This window comes from Nostoc sp. LEGE 12447 (assembly GCF_015206985.1).
Classification (GTDB): domain Bacteria; phylum Cyanobacteriota; class Cyanobacteriia; order Cyanobacteriales; family Nostocaceae; genus Nostoc.
Window position 1 is genome coordinate 136,499 of the sequence record NZ_JADEXT010000012.1, and the last position, 17,657, is coordinate 154,155.

Genomic DNA, 17,657 nt, shown 5'->3' on the forward strand with positions numbered 1-17,657 from the left:
GAATTGATAAAATTGAATGCTGCTATTTAGACTCGTTTACGTGCCTTGCTGTTATTAAAATATGTTACATAGTGGTTTTTGAACAATACCTGAAATTGCCGCATTTTTTGAAAAAAGTACTCCAAAACAGAGATTTATGCAATTAAGACCGAATCAACGCCAGAAATTAGACGACAAAGACGATAAGCTGTTCTATGCCTATCCCCGCTTTGTTACCCATGTCGATGAAGGATTTATTCAACAGCTAACGGATTTATATCGCGATCGCCTCAAACCCGACACCCGCATTCTTGATATGATGAGCAGTTGGGTGTCTCATCTACCAGAAGAGATGCAGTTTGCCCATGTAGAAGGACACGGACTCAACGCTGAGGAATTAGCACGAAATCCCCGCTTAAATCATTACTTTGTACAAAATCTTAACGAGAATCCGCAGCTACCTTTACCAGATGGAGATTTTGATGCTGTTCTCAATTGCGTATCTGTGCAGTATGTACAATATCCAGAAGCAGTATTTTCTGAAATTTACCGCATCTTGAAACCCGGTGGTGTTGCAATTATCAGCTTTTCTAACCGGATGTTTTTTGAAAAGGCGATTCAAGCTTGGCGGGAAGCTTCAGAATCACAACGAGTAGAATCAGTCAAAGCTTACTTCGCCTCAGTTCCAGGATTTACAACCGCAGAAGTTATAGTTCATAAGTCAACATTACCGAATTTATTTCAGTGGTTGGGTGCAGCTGGAGGAGATCCGTTTTATGCCGTTATAGCTTATCGTAGTTAAGCCAAATATTCACTAGTGCAAGAAGGCTTGTAGTAAGCACTTTTGGAGGAGATCCGTTTTATGCCGTTATAGCTTATCGTAGTTAAGCCAAATATTCACTAGTGCAAGAAGGCTTGTAGTAAGCACTTTAGTGCTTAAAAAATAAGGACTAAAGTCCTTACTACGAACTTAGTTACCTGCTCAAAATTAAAATGCTTTTATACATAGATAATTTTTGTAGATGAATTATTGGCTAATGAAATCAGAACCAGAAGCCTATAGTATTGCTGACCTTCAACAGCAAAAAGAGACTATCTGGGACGGTGTTCGCAACTATCAAGCTCGTAATTTTTTGCGCCTTATGGATGAAGGAGACTTAGCTTTTTTTTATCATTCCAATGCTAATCCTCCTAATATTGCTGGGTTAATGCGTGTAGTGAAAAAAGATATTGCTGACCCAAGTCAGTTTGAACCAGAAAGTAAATACTACGACCCGAAATCAACTTCCGAATCACCTCGGTGGCAAACAGTTGTAGTGGAATTCGTTGAGACTTTTTCTAACCCTATCTTGCTATCAATACTCAAAGAAAAGTTTAGCGCCGAAGACTTAATGTTGGTGAGACAAGGAAATCGATTATCAGTTATGCCCGTCCCTGAAGCAGTGGCTTTGAAGATTCTAGCGATGAAAAGCTCATAGTTGAAAATTACTAACTTACAATTCACTGTAAAATTCAAGGTTTGTAGTGAGGACTTTAGTCCTCTCTACACGAACAGAATCAGGACTAAAGTCCTAACTACGAACATTTTTGAAGGAAGGTTGATTAACTGAAGATAATGCGATTTCTTCTTACCTACTTACTTTACGCCCATTGCTGAGGATCTAATTGATAGTAACGTTGCAATTGCTCATAAAGTGCCGGATGCTTAGACAGCAATTGGCGCGGTTTCTCAAAAAATGTCTCAGTCGCTACGGCAAAAAATTCTGCTGGATTTGTTGCGCCATAGCTATCCATTACCGTCTTTGCACCTTGTAGAACATCATTACAAAGTTGCTGATATGCTTCTGTCATCACCTTCGCCCAAATAACATAGTCTGAGTTGCTTTGCAGTATGGGAACTCCTTCAGCTTTACCATCTTCTTGATCTAACTGATGGGCAAATTCATGAAGCACAACGTTACGTCCATCCCTCCAGTTATCAATGTCTTGTTTCACCTGTTCCCAAGATAGTACTACTTGGTCATTTGTCCACGATTCACCCAGTCTTGCCACACGCCTTTCTTCAACAACATATTTTCCGATGGAAGTCGTTTCTTTAACAAAATAAGCATTGGGATAAATCAGAATTGAACGAAGTCTAGGGAAGTATTGCCCACGTTCATTTAATAAAAGTAAACAGGCAACAGCCGCAAGAGTCAGTTTCATTTCTTCCGTCACCTGTAATCCTCTACAGCCAATAAATTGCTTTTCTGCTAAAAATACTTGAATATGTCCCTGAAGTCGTCTGATTTCATCGGGAGAGAGACACAGATAAATAGGAAGATTATTTTCAATAATTGAATTCCATAGTGGGGGGAAAGGACGGTGTTTAAGACGGTCTCTTCGCCTTTTGACTAGGATGGGATTGGCTACAATCCCAGCTATAATTAGTCCAATGATGATAAAAACAACTATTGTTTGAATCATTGAATTTTGAGTAATTTATATATTTAATTAACTGACTTTTGTCTCTAAGCTCACCTCTTTTTTTACTGTTATAAAGCTAGCCCTTTCAAGGTGGGTAAAAATTTTATATAAATTATTCTTTAACCTCTTCTCTCTGTGTTCTCTGCGCCTCTGCGGTTAAATAAATTCTAAACCGCAGAGGCACAGAGAGCGCTGAGATTATAAAAACTATATTTACTGCTATATATCACCACTATTGGATCAGAATTATGCAAGATTGGACTTTGGTAGATAGGGTTTTTTGTAGCCCTTGCTCAACTTTGCTAATCAGTTTATCAAAAGCCTCTTGATCTGCTGTCAATTGTTCTTGAAGAACTTTCTCTAACTCAGGCTTTATTTGCTCACACATATCCTCGATTTTTTTATCACTCAAAAAACTAGAACGAACCCAACTAGGTACATCCACATTTGTCTTGATTACTTCTTGAACACTCTTGCGATTTAGCTCCATTCCTGCCGCCATCACCGAAGCCCCATATACTAGTGCAATAGGCCAGGTTAAATGTCCAGTTAGTATGAGAGTGATGATGCTAGCTACAGTGCCTCCACCAATTACTACATTGACAATGAAGCCCACTGTCTCAGCCAAAATAGCATCTCCAATCCGTAACTCTGGGTTAACAAAATTTGGGTCAATGCTATCCTGGAACCTCAAACTGCTTCTAGGTATCTGAAACTTTCGACAGATTGGATCGGTTTGTGCGGCTAAATCGGGTTGGATTTTATTGTTAAACCAAGAAGCGCATTGATGATTAATTATCTGCACAGCGCGTTCGCTTTTGAGCCACTGTTCTGCACGACTGATTAAAGATGTTTCCAAATCGGCTAAAGTTCGTATTTTGTTTTTTTGCCAATCTTTTAAAGCTGGTTTAACTGCGTTGACAAGCAAGCCGTCTGTCAAAGGCTTAGTTAGTGATTCGATTAATTCTGGGATATGCCTTTCAATCAAACCTTTAAGCGTATTCGAGGTAAATAGTTTGTTGACTTCTTCCTTAAAAGCAGCAGCACGCAGATCCCATCGTCCTACTCGTGCTAATCCCAGTGCAATACACCGTTCCGGTTCTGGATCGGGGCGAAGCAGTGTTTCTGGTTCGGGAAACATTTCCTGACACAGCGAGTGCGTAAACTTCATGCGAGATGCACCGCCAGTCATCAGCAAAAGTTTTGGCACGATTCCAAGTTTTTCTAGCTTTTCTTTCGCCTCAGTTAAAGAGTCGCTAAACGATCGCACCCAACTATGATGCCCCAGTTCCGGTAAGGGCTGGTTTAAAATTTCCTCCATCATCAATTTATTGACTTGGGGAATAAAATAAATCTGTTCATTAATCGACTCAAAGCCACGCGCAAAGGATTCAGGATCGCTGTATAGCTGCTCATTAGAAAAGTAATCTTCTTTAGCTTTGCGACAAGCAAGTTCACAACGAGCTTGGTGATGCGGATATTCCTTAAATACTTTTTCGAGTAATGCTTTTTGTTCGTGATTGGCGAGAGTCCGGGCAAAAATAGCTTTGTCAATTAGAGATGCACCTAAAGTATTACTCCCGAAATCTATCGGGATCTCTTCTAAGCTCTTAACCAGAGTAAAATCTGTGGTTGAAGAACCAATATCGACAATTAGCACCGATGCAACAAGTTTGTCATACTCCAGTTTTCCGGCTTCCTTGGCTTGCATGAAAGCAGCCCGCGATTCGGGTACAACATTTAGTTGGGGAATACCAGCTTCTTGAAGTAGCTTTTGGTATTCGGTGCGATCGCTAACTGACCATCCTGAAGGGCAACCTATGTAAAAATAACTACCTTCCCCACCTTCAAGTTGTTTGCTTTCTTTCAAAAGGCGGTAGTATGTTGCCACAAAAGTGCTAATTGTTTCCCGATATTTGGGATCGTTGTTGGGTTTTTGCTTAAAAGAAATCGTCAGTTGGGTAACGCCAGCTTGAATTAATGCTTGTTCGCCAACAAGATAACCGAGTTTAGGATGCCAACCCAGGGCTGTAATTTGGTTCTTCTTGTTATTAATCTCCAGCATCTGGGGGGGATCGATGCTTTCCACGATCGCTTTAGCTACAGCCGTTTCACCGTGTCCCAAATCAAAACCGATTGTTTCTAAAATTTCCATACCCTTATTTTCTATTATTCTCTAGCAGAGGAATACGCTGGTTCAATTACTCGACCGCGCCGAATTAAGCGATCGCCTTTTAATAAAGCCGGAGTTAGAGTCACGTGTTCTTTGGTATCGGGGTCGATACTTGGCTCAAAGTCAAAATAATTGCGATCGCTATTTGATCGGTAAACTTGAGCGTTAATTCCCTGAGACATTAAAATCTGTGGCAGAAGTTTTGCAAGTTCATAAGCCATTTGGGGTTTATCAAGTTTTGATGCGCCCATTAGCCTTTGCAGAAAATTTAATAACTCTGGCAGTTCTTCTATTGCTAAGTCGCCTTCATGTTTATTCCATTCTTCTACTCTAGCTACTGCTAGGTCGATAGTGTTGAGAGCATCACCAAGATGATCTAAAAATACTTTGCTATCAACCCGGAGCAGAGGTTTAGGTAATTCCAATAGTTCTGAAGATATAGAATTTTGCTCATTCTTTAAGTCGAGTTGAAGCACAACTTCTACCCCTAGAAGTAGAGAGGTTAGTAAGATAGCCATCCATGCACCAGGGGTAGTTTTAGTTAAAGAGAATAACGAACCTAAGATGCCTATATAAATTAGTCCCTTTAGCAGTTTCAGGATTAATCTACTGGAAAAAAGGTTTGTACTTGGGTTAGTAAATTGCTTTTGTTCTGTTGGAGCAACTTGAGAATAGTTAGCCGCAGCGAGAGTGGCAATGGACTGCCGCAGGGTATCTAGGAAAAATGAAGCTAGACGAACTTGAGCTAAGTTAAGCTTTTCAATGTAAATTCTTTCAAGATTATCAAGTCGGTTTTGTACCAGTTTAACTATCTGTTCAATACTGGTTGTATTATCAATATCTGTCTGAAGCTGGTTGCGTTCTTCGTTAAAAAGTGAACTGATTGTTTTCATTGCGTTAACTAATACTTTAACGTTATTAATTAGGAGTGAAATTAACAAACAAGTGTTTATTTCACTCTGTAATCACATAATGACGGAATAATTCATAATTCATAATTATGAATTACGTTGATTGCAAATTACTACCCATCAGAAGGAGGAGCAGAATGTTTATCTGCGTCATTGCAGACTACGGTACAGGAGATCCGGCATTTATAGAAGTCACACAACGTCTGCTGATGGCTTTTCCTCATGCCCAAATTCATTTACTTTCGGTTCCAGCATTCAGTACCTTGGCAACGGGATTCTGGATTGCCCAACTAGGACTTAACTCAGGCCCTAGCGATCGCTTAATTTATCACAACTGTGCGCCTCGTCAAGATGATCCCGAAGCCCGTCGAGATAATGAAGGTGAAGGACTAACTTATGCCCTTTTATCCAATGATGTAAAAGTAGTGGGTGTGAATGCAGGCTACACCCTTTCCTTTCTCAAAGGCTATACAAAGGAGTTGCGAGTGGTCAACGTTTCTCGTGGTGGATCGCAGTTTCGCTCACGGGATGTATTTCCTCCAGCTGCGGCTGCTATTATGAATGAAGATTTTAGCCTTCTGGGAGATAGCCTTAAGAGTGAGCAAATCCCAGATGTTCCACCAGATCGAATTGCCTGGATTGATGGCTACGGCAATATCAAAACAACTATTGGGGCCCATACACTTAACTTGGAGCCTCAAACCAAGATTGTGATCCGAATTGGAGATGTAGTCAGTGATGCAGTGTATTCTGATGGTAGCTTCAAGGTATCTGAAGGAACTTTAGCCTTTGCTCCTGGTAGTTCCGGTTGGTCAAGAGGCGATTCAGGAGAACCATTGCGCTTTTTAGAATTGTTTCTGCGGGGAGGGAGTGCTTGGGAGCGCTTTGGCCGTCCCCGTGTGAATCAGCAAGTAACTCAAATTGCCTAAATCAAATTCACTGCTCCACACCCTACAGATAAGCACTATCTATGTTTATCTGTAGGTATGGGTATTAGTGGTAGTAACAATGACGATTGGGGTTTGGATATTAGGCGACCAACTTTGGGTAAAACAAGCAGCTTTACAAAGTTGTTTTCATCAGGAGAATGTGCCTGTAATTTTGATTGAGTCACTGCGTCATGTTCAAGTAAGACCTTACCATCAGCAAAAGTTAGTCTTACTTTGGTCGGCAATGAGGCATTTTGCCCAAGAGTTGCGACAACTAAAATATTCAGTAACATACAAAATAGCTGAAGATTTTAACACACCACTCCAAGAATGGATTAGGGAAAATGAAATTACTCAGTTACGGGTGATGACACCGAATGATTTACCATTCACCCAGATGATTCAAAATTTAGAACTGTTTTGCCCAATTACTTTGATTCCTAACAATCATTTTTTGTGGAGTACAGAAGAATTCAATAATTGGGCATCAGGCCGTAAGCGTCTCTTAATGGAAGATTTTTATCGGGAAGGAAGGCGGCGTTTCCAAATTTTAATGGAGAAAGATAAACCAGTCGGCGGACAGTGGAATTTAGATAAAGAAAACCGTCAACCGCCCAAAGGTAAATTAAATACACCACCTGCACAATGGTTTGAAGCAGACGAAATTACCCTTGATGTCATTGCCAAGGTTAATTCTCTTACTTGCCCAACTTATGGGGAAATAAAACCTTTTCGCTGGGGGATAAATCGCCAACAGGCACTTCAAGTATTAGACTGGTTTATTCAAAATCGTCTACCACATTTTGGTCCTTACCAAGATGCAATGGTAACGGGAGAAGAAACAATGTGGCACGCTCTACTCTCCCCTTATTTGAATATCGGTTTACTCCAACCAATGGAGGTAATTCAAGCCGTACAACAAGCATACTTCCAACACCAATTACCTTTAAATAGTGTAGAAGGTTTCATTCGTCAGGTGTTGGGTTGGCGAGAATATATGCACGGCATCTATCACTATGTAGATGCTGATTACTCAGATAAAAATTGGTTTAGCCACACACAACCGCTACCGGAATTTTTCTGGACAAGTAGAACCGAAATGAATTGTCTACACCAGATTCTCACACAAGTGGAACGCACTGGCTATGCTCATCATATTCAACGGCTAATGGTGTTGAGTAATTTTGCTTTGATTGCCGGACTTTCACCACAATCTGTAGAAAACTGGTTTCATGCAGTGTTTATTGATGCTTATGACTGGGTAATGCAGACAAATGTTATTGGTATGGGTTTATTTGCTGATGGAGGTGTGTTGGCATCTAAACCCTATGCTGCTTCTGCTAACTATATAAATAAGATGAGTGACTATTGCAAAAGTTGTGTTTATAACCATAAGGAACGTGTAGGCGAAAAGGCTTGTCCGTTCAACTTCTTCTATTGGGATTTTCTTGACCGACACCGTCAACGACTACAATCTCAAGGAAGGATGAGTTTTATTTTAAATAATTTGGATAAAATGTCTGCTGAAGAATTACAGTCTATCCGTCAACAAGCTCAAGATTGGCACGCCCAATTATAGGTATCGTAAAGGTATATCAGAACCAGTCACTTAACAGTACAGTAGAGGTACTTAAAATGACAAATACAACGGAGAACATATTTGATTCAGGGATGATTAATGAAGATTGGTTTAACTTAGGAAAATCTGATGCCTGGGCTGGAAAAGCCAAAGTGCCACCAGAACAAGATTCTCAAGCTGCTAGTATGTACGAACTGGGTTACTGCGAGGGAAAAATTAAACATTCACCAACTGAAATTAGTCAGTACCCTAGAGTCCATGTTCTGCACTTAAACTAGTAGTATAAACAGTGTCAGCACTGTTGTTCAGTATCTTACAGCAATACTCCGTTTCATATCATGTCCGAGTCAATAATGCTTGTAAAGACGTTGCAATGCAACGTCTTTACACAGCAGAAAATTCCACTAACCTTAACTAAACGGTAAGGAATAAGAGTTTCTGAGAGTTATTGCCTAAGTGATGGCTTAGTTAAGGCAATTTAGCGATTTCATTCAACGACTGTTACTGAAGCCCCTTCATTTGATGGAGGTACGCCGGGTAATTCAAGACAGTATCCAGCACCATATACTGTCTTTATATAGCGGGGGTGGCGGGGATCTGGTTCAAGTTTGGTTCGCAAGTGGCGAATATGGACTCGAATCGTTTCTATGTCGTCATCGGGATCGTAGCCCCAAACTTCTCTGAGGATTTCACTGGGAGAAACGGTTTGACCGTGGCGTTGCAGCAAGCAGTGAAGTAACTCAAATTCCAAGTGAGTCAATTTCACCGTGTCATTGAACCATATTGCCTCAAATCTTTCGGGAACGAGGGTCAATGATCCATAGTTCAGAATCTCACTATGCTTTGCGGCTTGGGGAATGCGGTCAGTACGTCGCAAAAGTGCCCGCACCCGTGCCAGCAGTTCTTCAACTTCAAAAGGCTTAGTGAGGTAGTCATCTGCGCCAGCATTAAAGCCTTCCACCTTGTCCTGAGTTTGGCTCAAAGCCGTCAACATTAACACGGGAATCTCAGAGGTGCGATCGTCGCGGCGCAGGCGTTGACAAACTGTAAACCCATCTACTCTGGGCAACATTAAATCGAGCATGATCAAGTCTGGTTGAAGCTGGAGAGCCAGCGCTTGACCTTTGATGCCGTCTTCAGCTTGACTAACATCGTAGCCAGCCATTTCCAAGTTGACGGCAACTAGTTCTGAAATCGCTGGGTCATCGTCTATGACAAGAATCCTCGGCATTCTTAAAAATTATTACTACTTATTAAGGATAATTAACAACCTTTGATAGATACAAAGATTTTTGAAACGATTCTAAAAAAGTTTTTAAATCTTACATAAATATTAAGATTAAATGACTGTGAAATCAAGACTCAATTACACGAAATCTTATAGTCTATGATGTGTTATGCTCCCCCCTACAATCCGTCTTGGTTTTTACAAAACGGTGTGATGATGACTGTATACAGCGCTTTGTGGGGAAAACGTCACTGGCAAAGTACTACTAAAGACCCAGAACCGTCTTATCACGAGAAAATTTTTGTTGGTGGCCAAGGTGTGCCAATTTTTGGCTTGGTTGCCATCCCAGAAAATGCCCATAGCACGATTATTGGCACTTATGGCATTACTGGAGAGTTAAAAACAGAATGGTTTTTGAGGGTACTAGGGCGTAAAGCCTACGCTCAAGGATACGCTGTAGTGTTGTTTGATTGGCGGGCCCACGGGAAAACTGCCGAATTGTCGCCAACTCTGACTTCTGATGGTTTGTATGAGGGGGAAGATTTTGTTCGCATCGCCGCCGCAGCTAAGGCAATGGGATGTCCTGGGAAATTTTGGTTTACAGGGTTTTCTTTGGGAGGGCAATTGGCACTATGGGCAGTGAAGGTGGCTGGTGAGGTGATTAGGGAATATGAAGATTTAGGACTAGAAGACAGCGATATTGGCGGTGGTATGGTGATTTGTCCGAGTTTGGATTCGGAGCGATCGCTATCTTATCTAGTTACAAAACCCTTTGGCAGATATTTGGAAGCGGGGATTGCCCAGAATTTAAAAAAACTAGCATGGCGAATTCATGATGCCCATCCTGGAAGCATTGACCCAGAAGCGATTGAACGGGCGAATAGTATTTGGGGTTTTGATAACGAACTGGTAATTAACCGATTAGGTTTTTCTTCTGTAGAAGCATATTACCAAGCTAGTAGTGCTTTACAAATATTGCCGCAAATCTCAAAACCGACTTTGATTTTATATGCTGCTGATGACCCACTTTTTGACCCAGCCATCATACCGGAATTACAAGCAGCTTGCGATCGCAATTCCGCAATAGATTTATTACTAACTCAGTACGGTGGTCATGTTGGCTATTTGAGTAGCAAAGAGTGCCAGCGTCAAGTACAAGACTCCGATCCTTGGTGGGCATGGAATCGGATTTTACAATGGTTAGAGCAACAGCGCAAAGGATAAGTAGCTTGGCGTAAAAATTATCAGTGGGATAAAACAGGGGCAAGGAAAAAAGAGTTTTAGCTTTCTTTACCTTTCTTCACACATTTTGCTTTTATTAGACCAGCTTACTTAATACTAAGATTTTGTTATTGAAATGAAGTCGATGAGAATATAAAAAATATTCATTAGAGTTAATAAATACTGACTTAATATAATTTAATAAATATTTCCAAAAAAGCATTTATCAAGAAAACATGACATTAGTTTTAATGTAGATTATAGCTCTAACTTTTGCTTGCGGATAGAAAAGTTGACTTGCTCCATAAAACCCCACTCCACAACGAGAGTTTCTAAGCCTTAATGTGTAAGAATAACCAAAAAAACAGCACCAAACTTCTGTAGGATTTGCCCAAATTTCCGGTAATTATATCGGGATAGTAGGCTTATAAATTCTGGACAAAAAACTCCCATTGACTCTTTCAAAGGATAGGATTAATGTTGTGAGTAGTCCTTACAAGGACAACTCTTTATGCATCAAAAAATCAAGAGGTATTTCCTATGATGATGATGATGACTGAAACCATGACTGCCGAAATGCAAGCTTGTATGGAAGTTTGTATGGACTGTCATAAAATGTGCATGGAAACCATGACTTACTGCATGGCCAAAGGTGGTATGCAGATGGACAAGGGCATGATGAGCATGATGAGCATGATGCGCGATTGCTCTGAAATGTGCATGATGTGCATGAATATGATGATGAGTGGTTCTGAGTTCATGGAACGCACTTGTATGCTCTGCGCGGAAATGTGCGATCGCACTGCAATGGCGTGTGAGATGATGAGCGATGACATGAAAATGATGGAATGTGCTGCTGCTTGCCGCAAATGTGCAGAGTCTTGCAGAAGTATGCAAATGATGACTGCCTAATTCCCCTAACTAGCAGAAGTTTCTCTGCAACCTAATATTCAAGCGCTCAGACTCTTTGGGGTCTGGGCGCTTGAAGTAAGATGATTTTGAAAATTTCCCATGTCCCATATATTTCTGCGGTTATTCCATCAAAATCAAGCGCAGAGGGTCTAAACGCACATACCAAGGAAAAGGTTGATCTTTCATAGTCGCCCATTTTTCTTTGAAGACTTCAGCTTGCAGATGGTAATCTTGAGAATTCTTACCAGCAGAATGTAGTTTGAGAAATAATGTCATTCGGTGGGGCGTTTCACTTGTTCGTACTATCCAGCAGGGAAAGGTATTTTCCTGTGATGAGTCGTTGGTAAAAATGAACTGATGGGCACGAATGCCAACGTGGGATAATTCGCTCGTGACTGGTTCAATGACTTGAAGAGTACAACCCCAATCAATCGCTTCCACCTTTTGTGATGACTGGAGAACAGCACGGGAGAAGTTTTTACATCCGGTAAGTTGAGCGACACTAACGGTAGCAGGATGCTGGAAAATATCGTATTTGCTGCCATGATGAACGGCTCTACCATGTTCCAATACCAATAGATTCGGACAAATTCTATAAGCTTCTTCCATATTATGGGTGACAAATAGAGTCACACCTTGGTAGTCAGCTAGAGTTTCAGTCATTTGCTGCTCTAATTGACTACGCAAATGGGTGTCAAGTGCCGAGAACGGCTCATCTAAAAGCAATGCTTCCGGTTGACTTGCCAATGCTCTTGCTAAGGCTACCCGTTGTTGTTGACCTCCAGAAAGTTGGTGCGGATAGCGATCGCCTAATCCCTGCAACTGCATCGCTAATAATTGTTCTTCTACCTGTACTCTAATACTTCCAGCCGATAGTTTTTTGGGCAAGCCGAAAGCAATATTTTGCGCCACACTCAAGTGCGGAAAAAGAGCGTAATTCTGCACCAAAAAACCGATGCGGCGATCGCGGCTGGGTAAATTAATTCCTTGTTCGGAGTCAAACAGTACTCTGTCATTTAAAACTATGCGTCCACTAGAGGGCGTTTCTATCCCCGCAAGGCAGCGCAAAATCATGCTCTTACCGGCCCCAGAGCTTCCTAACAATCCCAAGGGTTGCTCATCAGAAGTAAAAGCAACTTTTAAATCAAAGCTAGGAAGTATTTTTTCAAAATTGACAAACAATCTAGCAGATTCAAAGCTAGAGTCCAACGTATAAAGATTTTCTCCCCCTGCTTCCCCTGCTCCCTGCTCCCCACTCCCCTCTCCTCTCCCCTTTTCCCTCAATTCTTGCCAGAAGTTGACTGCAATTATTCCAGATAGAGAAATCACCATAATTGCGATCGCCCAAAACCACGCCTCATTCATTGCTCCCGCTTCCACAGCAAAATAAATCGCCATTGGGATTGTCTGCGTTTGTCCAGGAATATTACCAGCTAGCATCAATGTTGCGCCGAATTCTCCCAAAGCACGCGCAAAAGCGAGCATTGTGGCAGCGACAATGCCAGGTAGTGCTAGAGGTAAACTGATGCGCCAAAAGATTGTAGCTTCGGTTGCACCAAGGGTTCTAGCTACTCGTAGTAAGTTGCCATCTATTTGTTCAAAGGCTCCCAGTGCAGTTTTATACATTAAAGGGAAAGAAACTACTGTGGCTGCGATCGCAGCACCATACCAAGTAAAGACAATGGTGAAGTCAAAAGACTCCATAAGTTTCCCTACAGGGCCATTTTTGCCAAAAAATAGCAGCAACAAGAAGCCTACAACTGTGGGCGGTAAAATCAGTGGCGCAATAAAGATACCCTCAATCAATGATTTACCTTTGCCACGATATCCCAGCATCCAGTAGGCAGCAGCAATACCCAAGAAAAAAGTGATAAATGTGGCAAGTAATGAAGTTTTGAGTGATATCCAAAGGGGCGATAAATCCAATGGCATAGTTGCGTGGGGAAGAGTTAGCTCAATTAATCCCTAATTTACCAACTTTAACCTCTAAAAGTTGGTAAAGCTTGATCAATTAGATTACGAACAATGAAGAAAATCTGAAAAACAGAATACTCATATTGGAGAAAGAATATGTTAAGACTCACGCAACTGGCAGATGTATTTTCTGTTATGGGATAGCAAAGGCAGAGACTCCGCCCTGAAAAACCTCTACGAAAAAGATATGACATTTGCGTAAGTCCTAAGAAAAATAGCAAAAGAGATTATTTATGGCTGCTATCTACGGCACTTCTGGTAATGACAATTTAAACGGTACTGAATCCGCTGACATCTCCATTTTTGGTTATGCAGGCAACGATAATATTAATGGCAAAGGCGGAGACGACATCATCGATGCTGGAGAGGGAAATGATTTGGTTTCCGGCGGCAATGGTAAGGACACTATCCTGGGTCGCGGAGGCAAAGATACTCTCTACGGAGACGATGGCAATGATGTTATTTTTGGTGAAGCAGGCGATGACTTTATATGGGGTGGAGCAGGCACAGATATTTTACTTGGCGGAACAGGCAATGATACTTACCTGATTTCTGCACAAACAGGTGATACGGCTGACACTATTACTGAATATACTAACGAGGGAACTGATACCGTTCTATCCTATTCTAGCTACACTCTAGGGGCAAACCTGGAGAATTTAACATTGTTGTATGCAAATACTGCTTACTATGGCATTGGCAACAACCTCAACAATGAGATTACAGGAAATGAATACTCAAATTTCCTGAGTGGTTTGGGAGGAAACGATTACCTTCAAGGTAAAGGTGGGAATGATTATATTTACGGTGGTGATGGCATTGATAACCTGATCGGTGGAACTGGTAATGACTCACTTTATGGTGGGATAGGTGGTGATGTCCTCTTTGGTGACGAAATCACTAATGGTAGCGGTACTCCCGGAGGTAATGACTACTTGAGTGGTGAAGATGGTAACGATCTGCTCTACGGTGGAGTTGGCAATGACACACTCATTGGTGGTGCAGGCAATGATTTCTTCAGTGGCTATGGCGGTAGTAGCGGCGAAATCGACAGGTATACTGGCGGTACTGGGGCGGATACATTCAGCCTTGGTTTTAATGGATCTTTTAGCACCAACATTGATTATTTAGGCAGTGGATATGCCTTAATCACAGACTTCCAGCGATCGGAAGGTGACAAGATTAGGATTGGTAGTAGTATCAATAGCTACGGTCTTACAATAACCAATTTCAGCGGTGCGGCAGCTTTAGATACCCTCATCTACAGAAATGGCGATTTAATTGCTGTTGTGCAAGATACTACAAACGTATCTACCGCTTTAGACTTTATTGCTTAAGTGAATCTGACTTTTCACGTCATGTACGCCAAATCTAACCCCCTAGCGCCCTTCCCTCGTAGGGAAAGGAGAAAATTCAAAGCTTCTCCACTACAAGAAGAGAGGTTTGGAGAGAGGCTTTCTAGATGGTGTGAAAAGTCAGATCCCCAACTTCTGGTAATAAGTCGGGGATATTAGCGATCGCTAATTTTCACAAATCAGATAAGATTCCATTAGGGCTAATGACTACAAACTTTCACCCAATAGAAGAGTTTCTGAATTAGTCCAGTTTCGTACTGTAAGCACTAAAACCATAAGCCAAAGTTTCTTTTAAAGCATCTGATGGTTTAAGACTTCTGTTAATAGCATTAGCAAAAGGTACTGGAATTCCCTTAATAGTTTCCGGCAAAATTGCATATTCTGCCGTTGGTTCAACAATGTATTCTGGGCACTTAGTTTGTATGCCAGCAGTCATTAACATTTCATTTATTTCAGCACCAGAATATTGCTTGAGATAAACGGGATTTCTCACAAATGGGTTTAGCCTTCTGATGAAATTGTGAATAATATGAGAAGGACAAGACTTATTGTGAAAAGAATGATTAAAAACAAAAATCCCGCCAGGTTTTAGTACACGAGATATATCAGCTAACAAGCTTCTTAATTGTGCATCTGGGATATGCATAAAAACGCAGTTAGAAATTACCAAATCTATAGAATTATCTTCTAAAGGCAATATTTCAGCAGAAGTACAAATCAAGTTAAATTCAGCTTCTGGGAAAAAATTATATTCTTGTTTAACTTTGATTAACCGCCGCAATAAAGGTTCAGAAATATCAATACCATAATATTTTTCGCATTTTAGATTTTTCGCTTTCGAGAGATGTAAAGGTGCGCGGCCATAACCAGAGCCAATCTCTAGAATAGAGCCAACACTTTTATTCAATGGAAATTTATTCCAAGTACCTCCAGGTGTTCCAGTTAGTAAAGTGTAATCTTGTTTGATGGGAGAGGTATCTGCAAGTTTTTCAATTTTTTGGGAACCATAATATGTTTTACCAATTGCGTCCCATGTTTTTTTATGTTGAGTATTATTCAATTGTTCATAGTCACTAGGAAAATAAATACCATCTCGTAATTCAAAGTCATTTAAACTGAATTTTGTATTTGCTAATTGAGTCATTAGGATTATTCCTCATGAATAGTCAAGTCTGTTTTCTGTTATACTCTTAACTCAGCATTAACCGCAAGGCATTTTTACTGAACGGCATCCCAAAGAAAACCCCTATAGTAACAACCTGTCATCCGATCAGAACACAAGTTCGTATACATTAGTTGATGGACAGCAACAATCGGAGGCTGGGATGGTAGAAGGATCACAAAAAAAACGGGTGGTAGTTGTAGGTGGTGGTTGGGCTGGTTTAGGAGCAACCTACCATTTGGCAAAACAGGGCTATGATGTGACCCTTCTAGAAGCAGGCCCCTATCCAGGTGGATTGGTGGCAGGTTGGCAAACAGCCACCGGAAAATCTGTTGAAGCTGGCATTCATGGTTTTTGGTATCCTTACAAAAATATTTTTTCCTTAATTAACCAATTAGAAATTAATCCTTTTACTACTTGGACTCGTTCTTCGCAATATTCACCAGCAGGCTTGGAAGTTGAATCACCGATTTTTCAGGACTTACCGCGACTCCCATCCCCACTAGGAACTTTTCTATATACTCAGTTTAAACGATTGCCACTAATTGACCGTCTGAGCGCCCTGCCTTTACTGTATGCTGTTGTTGATTTTGACAATTCTGATGATGCGTGGCGGCGCTATGACTTTGTAACTGCTAGGGAATTGTTCAAAAACTTTAATGTTTCTGCACGACTTTACCGCGAGGCTTTTGAACCAATGTTATTAGTCGGCTTGTTTGCCCCTGGTGAACAATGTTCGGCCGCAGCAACTTTAGGAATGCTTTACTTTTTTATTCTGGCTCATCAACCCGATTTTGATGTAGTTTGGTGTCGGGGAACTGTTGGAGAAAAGATATTTCGTCCTTGGGTAGAACAGATTGAAAAAGCTGGTGCGCGAGTGCTACCCAAGCGCCGAGTTACAGACTTAATTGTTGATAGTAATCATCGGGCGAAAGGTGTGGTTTGCGGTGATGAAGTAATTGAAGCAGATGCCGTAATTTTTGCAGTTGGGATTACGGGAATGAAGAAAATTGTCTCAACTAGCCCTAGTTTACAAAGTCATGAAGAATTCCGTAATTTGAGCAATTTAGGAGGGATTGATGTTTTAGCAACGCGGCTATGGTTTGACCGCAAAATTGATATTCCCCGTCCTTCTAATGCTTGTTTCGGATTCGACGCAAGTACAGGTTGGACGTTTTTTGATTTGAATGCCTTACATGATGAATATCGAGATGAGCCAGGAACGGTGATTGAAGCTGATTTTTATCATGCGAATCAGTTCCTCAGTTTGAGTGATGAGGAGATTTTAGCAATAGTTCAGGGTTATTTAGCAACTTGTGTACCTGCCTTTCGGGAAGCAAAGATCGTTGATAGTAGTGTAATTCGGCTATCTCAGGCGGTGACTCACTTTGCACCTGGTAGCTATCGTTATATGTTGCCCGCGAAGACAAGTTTTGAGAATGTGTTTATGAGTGGGGATTGGATTGTGAACCGTCATGGTTCCTGGTCACAAGAAAAGGCTTATGTTACTGGTTTGGAGGCGGCGAATTTGGTCGTGTCTTATTTAGGAGAAGGTCAGCCAGCCGAGATTTTAGCTGTAGAAGAGGATGAAGCGCATATCCAAGTGGCGCGATCGCTCAACCAAACTCTACGTGACTTGGGCAAATCTATCCTACCTGACTTTTGGTTGCCTTAATCCGTAGGGGCACGAAAAGGTAATCATTAATTGTAATCGTAAATTCGGTAAGCTAAAGAAAGCTATGCTATACCATTCTTCTAATGTAAATCA

At 41.2% G+C, this 17,657-nt stretch carries 15 protein-coding genes; 9 read left to right on the top strand and 6 right to left on the bottom strand.

The features are described from left to right. Positions 1-136: 136 nt before the first annotated feature. Entirely contained in the window at positions 137-781 is a 645-nt protein-coding gene (locus IQ274_RS15245) for a class I SAM-dependent methyltransferase (protein WP_194142758.1), read from the top strand. Between the two features lie 220 nt (positions 782-1,001). Further along, complete coding sequence (locus tag IQ274_RS15250) at positions 1,002-1,457, top strand: EVE domain-containing protein (protein ID WP_194142759.1); 456 nt, start codon at positions 1,002-1,004, stop codon at positions 1,455-1,457. Between the two features lie 163 nt (positions 1,458-1,620). Here the strand turns inward: IQ274_RS15250 and IQ274_RS15255 are convergent, their stop codons facing one another. The 3 genes from IQ274_RS15255 to IQ274_RS15265 all read right to left on the bottom strand — a co-directional run bounded on the left by IQ274_RS15255 (position 1,621) and on the right by IQ274_RS15265 (position 5,511). Further along, positions 1,621-2,445, bottom strand: coding sequence for a zinc-dependent peptidase (locus IQ274_RS15255; RefSeq protein WP_194142760.1), 825 nt, complete (start codon positions 2,443-2,445; stop codon positions 1,621-1,623). A gap of 232 nt (positions 2,446-2,677) precedes the next feature. Beyond that, a complete protein-coding gene (locus IQ274_RS15260; RefSeq protein ID WP_194142761.1) occupies positions 2,678-4,600 on the bottom strand; it encodes an Hsp70 family protein in 1,923 nt (640 codons plus the stop codon). Between the two features lie 14 nt (positions 4,601-4,614). Then, positions 4,615-5,511, bottom strand: a complete 897-nt coding sequence (locus IQ274_RS15265; RefSeq protein WP_194142762.1) for a hypothetical protein — start codon at positions 5,509-5,511, stop codon at positions 4,615-4,617. 155 nt (positions 5,512-5,666) lie between these two features. Between IQ274_RS15265 and IQ274_RS15270 the strand changes: the two genes are divergently transcribed. The 3 genes from IQ274_RS15270 (at position 5,667) to IQ274_RS15280 (ending at position 8,315) form a co-directional block, all read left to right on the top strand. Further along, complete coding sequence (locus IQ274_RS15270) at positions 5,667-6,458, top strand: SAM hydrolase/SAM-dependent halogenase family protein (RefSeq protein WP_194142763.1); 792 nt, start codon at positions 5,667-5,669, stop codon at positions 6,456-6,458. Between the two features lie 79 nt (positions 6,459-6,537). After that, positions 6,538-8,037, top strand: coding sequence for a cryptochrome/photolyase family protein (locus tag IQ274_RS15275; protein WP_163928010.1), 1,500 nt, complete (start codon positions 6,538-6,540; stop codon positions 8,035-8,037). A 56-nt stretch (positions 8,038-8,093) separates the two neighbouring features. Further along, positions 8,094-8,315 (top strand): hypothetical protein, encoded by a 222-nt coding sequence (locus tag IQ274_RS15280; RefSeq protein ID WP_163928008.1) that lies wholly within the window; start codon positions 8,094-8,096, stop codon positions 8,313-8,315. A 209-nt stretch (positions 8,316-8,524) separates the two neighbouring features. Here IQ274_RS15280 and IQ274_RS15285 read toward each other — a convergent pair whose 3' ends face one another. Beyond that, positions 8,525-9,268, bottom strand: coding sequence for a response regulator transcription factor (locus IQ274_RS15285; protein ID WP_163928006.1), 744 nt, complete (start codon positions 9,266-9,268; stop codon positions 8,525-8,527). 156 nt (positions 9,269-9,424) lie between these two features. Between IQ274_RS15285 and IQ274_RS15290 the strand changes: the two genes are divergently transcribed. Further along, complete coding sequence (locus IQ274_RS15290; protein WP_194142764.1) at positions 9,425-10,489, top strand: YheT family hydrolase; 1,065 nt, start codon at positions 9,425-9,427, stop codon at positions 10,487-10,489. A gap of 537 nt (positions 10,490-11,026) precedes the next feature. Beyond that, positions 11,027-11,398, top strand: coding sequence for a four-helix bundle copper-binding protein (locus IQ274_RS15295; RefSeq protein ID WP_163928093.1), 372 nt, complete (start codon positions 11,027-11,029; stop codon positions 11,396-11,398). Between the two features lie 120 nt (positions 11,399-11,518). Here the strand turns inward: IQ274_RS15295 and modB are convergent, their stop codons facing one another. Beyond that, positions 11,519-13,330, bottom strand: coding sequence for a molybdate ABC transporter permease subunit (modB, locus tag IQ274_RS15300; RefSeq protein WP_194142765.1), 1,812 nt, complete (start codon positions 13,328-13,330; stop codon positions 11,519-11,521). Positions 13,331-13,605: 275 nt separating this feature from the next. On the opposite strand from modB, the gene IQ274_RS15305 reads away from it, so the two are divergent. Then, complete coding sequence (locus IQ274_RS15305) at positions 13,606-14,709, top strand: calcium-binding protein (RefSeq protein WP_194142766.1); 1,104 nt, start codon at positions 13,606-13,608, stop codon at positions 14,707-14,709. A gap of 259 nt (positions 14,710-14,968) precedes the next feature. Here IQ274_RS15305 and IQ274_RS15310 read toward each other — a convergent pair whose 3' ends face one another. Then, positions 14,969-15,871 carry a class I SAM-dependent methyltransferase gene (locus IQ274_RS15310; protein WP_163934810.1) on the bottom strand — a complete coding sequence of 301 codons (903 nt, stop codon included), beginning with the start codon at positions 15,869-15,871 and terminating at the stop codon, positions 14,969-14,971. 181 nt (positions 15,872-16,052) lie between these two features. Here IQ274_RS15310 and IQ274_RS15315 point away from each other — a divergent pair, with 181 nt between their 5' ends. Continuing rightward, entirely contained in the window at positions 16,053-17,564 is a 1,512-nt protein-coding gene (locus IQ274_RS15315; RefSeq protein ID WP_194142767.1) for a hydroxysqualene dehydroxylase, read from the top strand. Positions 17,565-17,657: the final 93 nt, after the last annotated feature.

What these genes read in the sequence shown, in the direction of transcription:
- IQ274_RS15285 (WP_163928006.1), bottom strand. Translation starts at nt 9,268, where the DNA reads ATGCCGAGGATTCTTGTCATAGACGATGACCCAGCGATTTCAGAACTA.
- IQ274_RS15250 (WP_194142759.1), top strand. Translation starts at nt 1,002, where the DNA reads ATGAATTATTGGCTAATGAAATCAGAACCAGAAGCCTATAGTATTGCT.
- IQ274_RS15290 (WP_194142764.1), top strand. Translation starts at nt 9,425, where the DNA reads ATGATGTGTTATGCTCCCCCCTACAATCCGTCTTGGTTTTTACAAAAC.
- IQ274_RS15255 (WP_194142760.1), bottom strand. Translation starts at nt 2,445, where the DNA reads ATGATTCAAACAATAGTTGTTTTTATCATCATTGGACTAATTATAGCT.
- IQ274_RS15265 (WP_194142762.1), bottom strand. Translation starts at nt 5,511, where the DNA reads ATGAAAACAATCAGTTCACTTTTTAACGAAGAACGCAACCAGCTTCAG.
- IQ274_RS15275 (WP_163928010.1), top strand. Translation starts at nt 6,538, where the DNA reads ATGACGATTGGGGTTTGGATATTAGGCGACCAACTTTGGGTAAAACAA.
- IQ274_RS15305 (WP_194142766.1), top strand. Translation starts at nt 13,606, where the DNA reads ATGGCTGCTATCTACGGCACTTCTGGTAATGACAATTTAAACGGTACT.
- IQ274_RS15310 (WP_163934810.1), bottom strand. Translation starts at nt 15,871, where the DNA reads ATGACTCAATTAGCAAATACAAAATTCAGTTTAAATGACTTTGAATTA.
- IQ274_RS15280 (WP_163928008.1), top strand. Translation starts at nt 8,094, where the DNA reads ATGACAAATACAACGGAGAACATATTTGATTCAGGGATGATTAATGAA.
- IQ274_RS15315 (WP_194142767.1), top strand. Translation starts at nt 16,053, where the DNA reads ATGGTAGAAGGATCACAAAAAAAACGGGTGGTAGTTGTAGGTGGTGGT.
- IQ274_RS15260 (WP_194142761.1), bottom strand. Translation starts at nt 4,600, where the DNA reads ATGGAAATTTTAGAAACAATCGGTTTTGATTTGGGACACGGTGAAACG.
- IQ274_RS15270 (WP_194142763.1), top strand. Translation starts at nt 5,667, where the DNA reads ATGTTTATCTGCGTCATTGCAGACTACGGTACAGGAGATCCGGCATTT.
- modB (WP_194142765.1), bottom strand. Translation starts at nt 13,330, where the DNA reads ATGCCATTGGATTTATCGCCCCTTTGGATATCACTCAAAACTTCATTA.
- IQ274_RS15295 (WP_163928093.1), top strand. Translation starts at nt 11,027, where the DNA reads ATGATGATGATGATGACTGAAACCATGACTGCCGAAATGCAAGCTTGT.
- IQ274_RS15245 (WP_194142758.1), top strand. Translation starts at nt 137, where the DNA reads ATGCAATTAAGACCGAATCAACGCCAGAAATTAGACGACAAAGACGAT.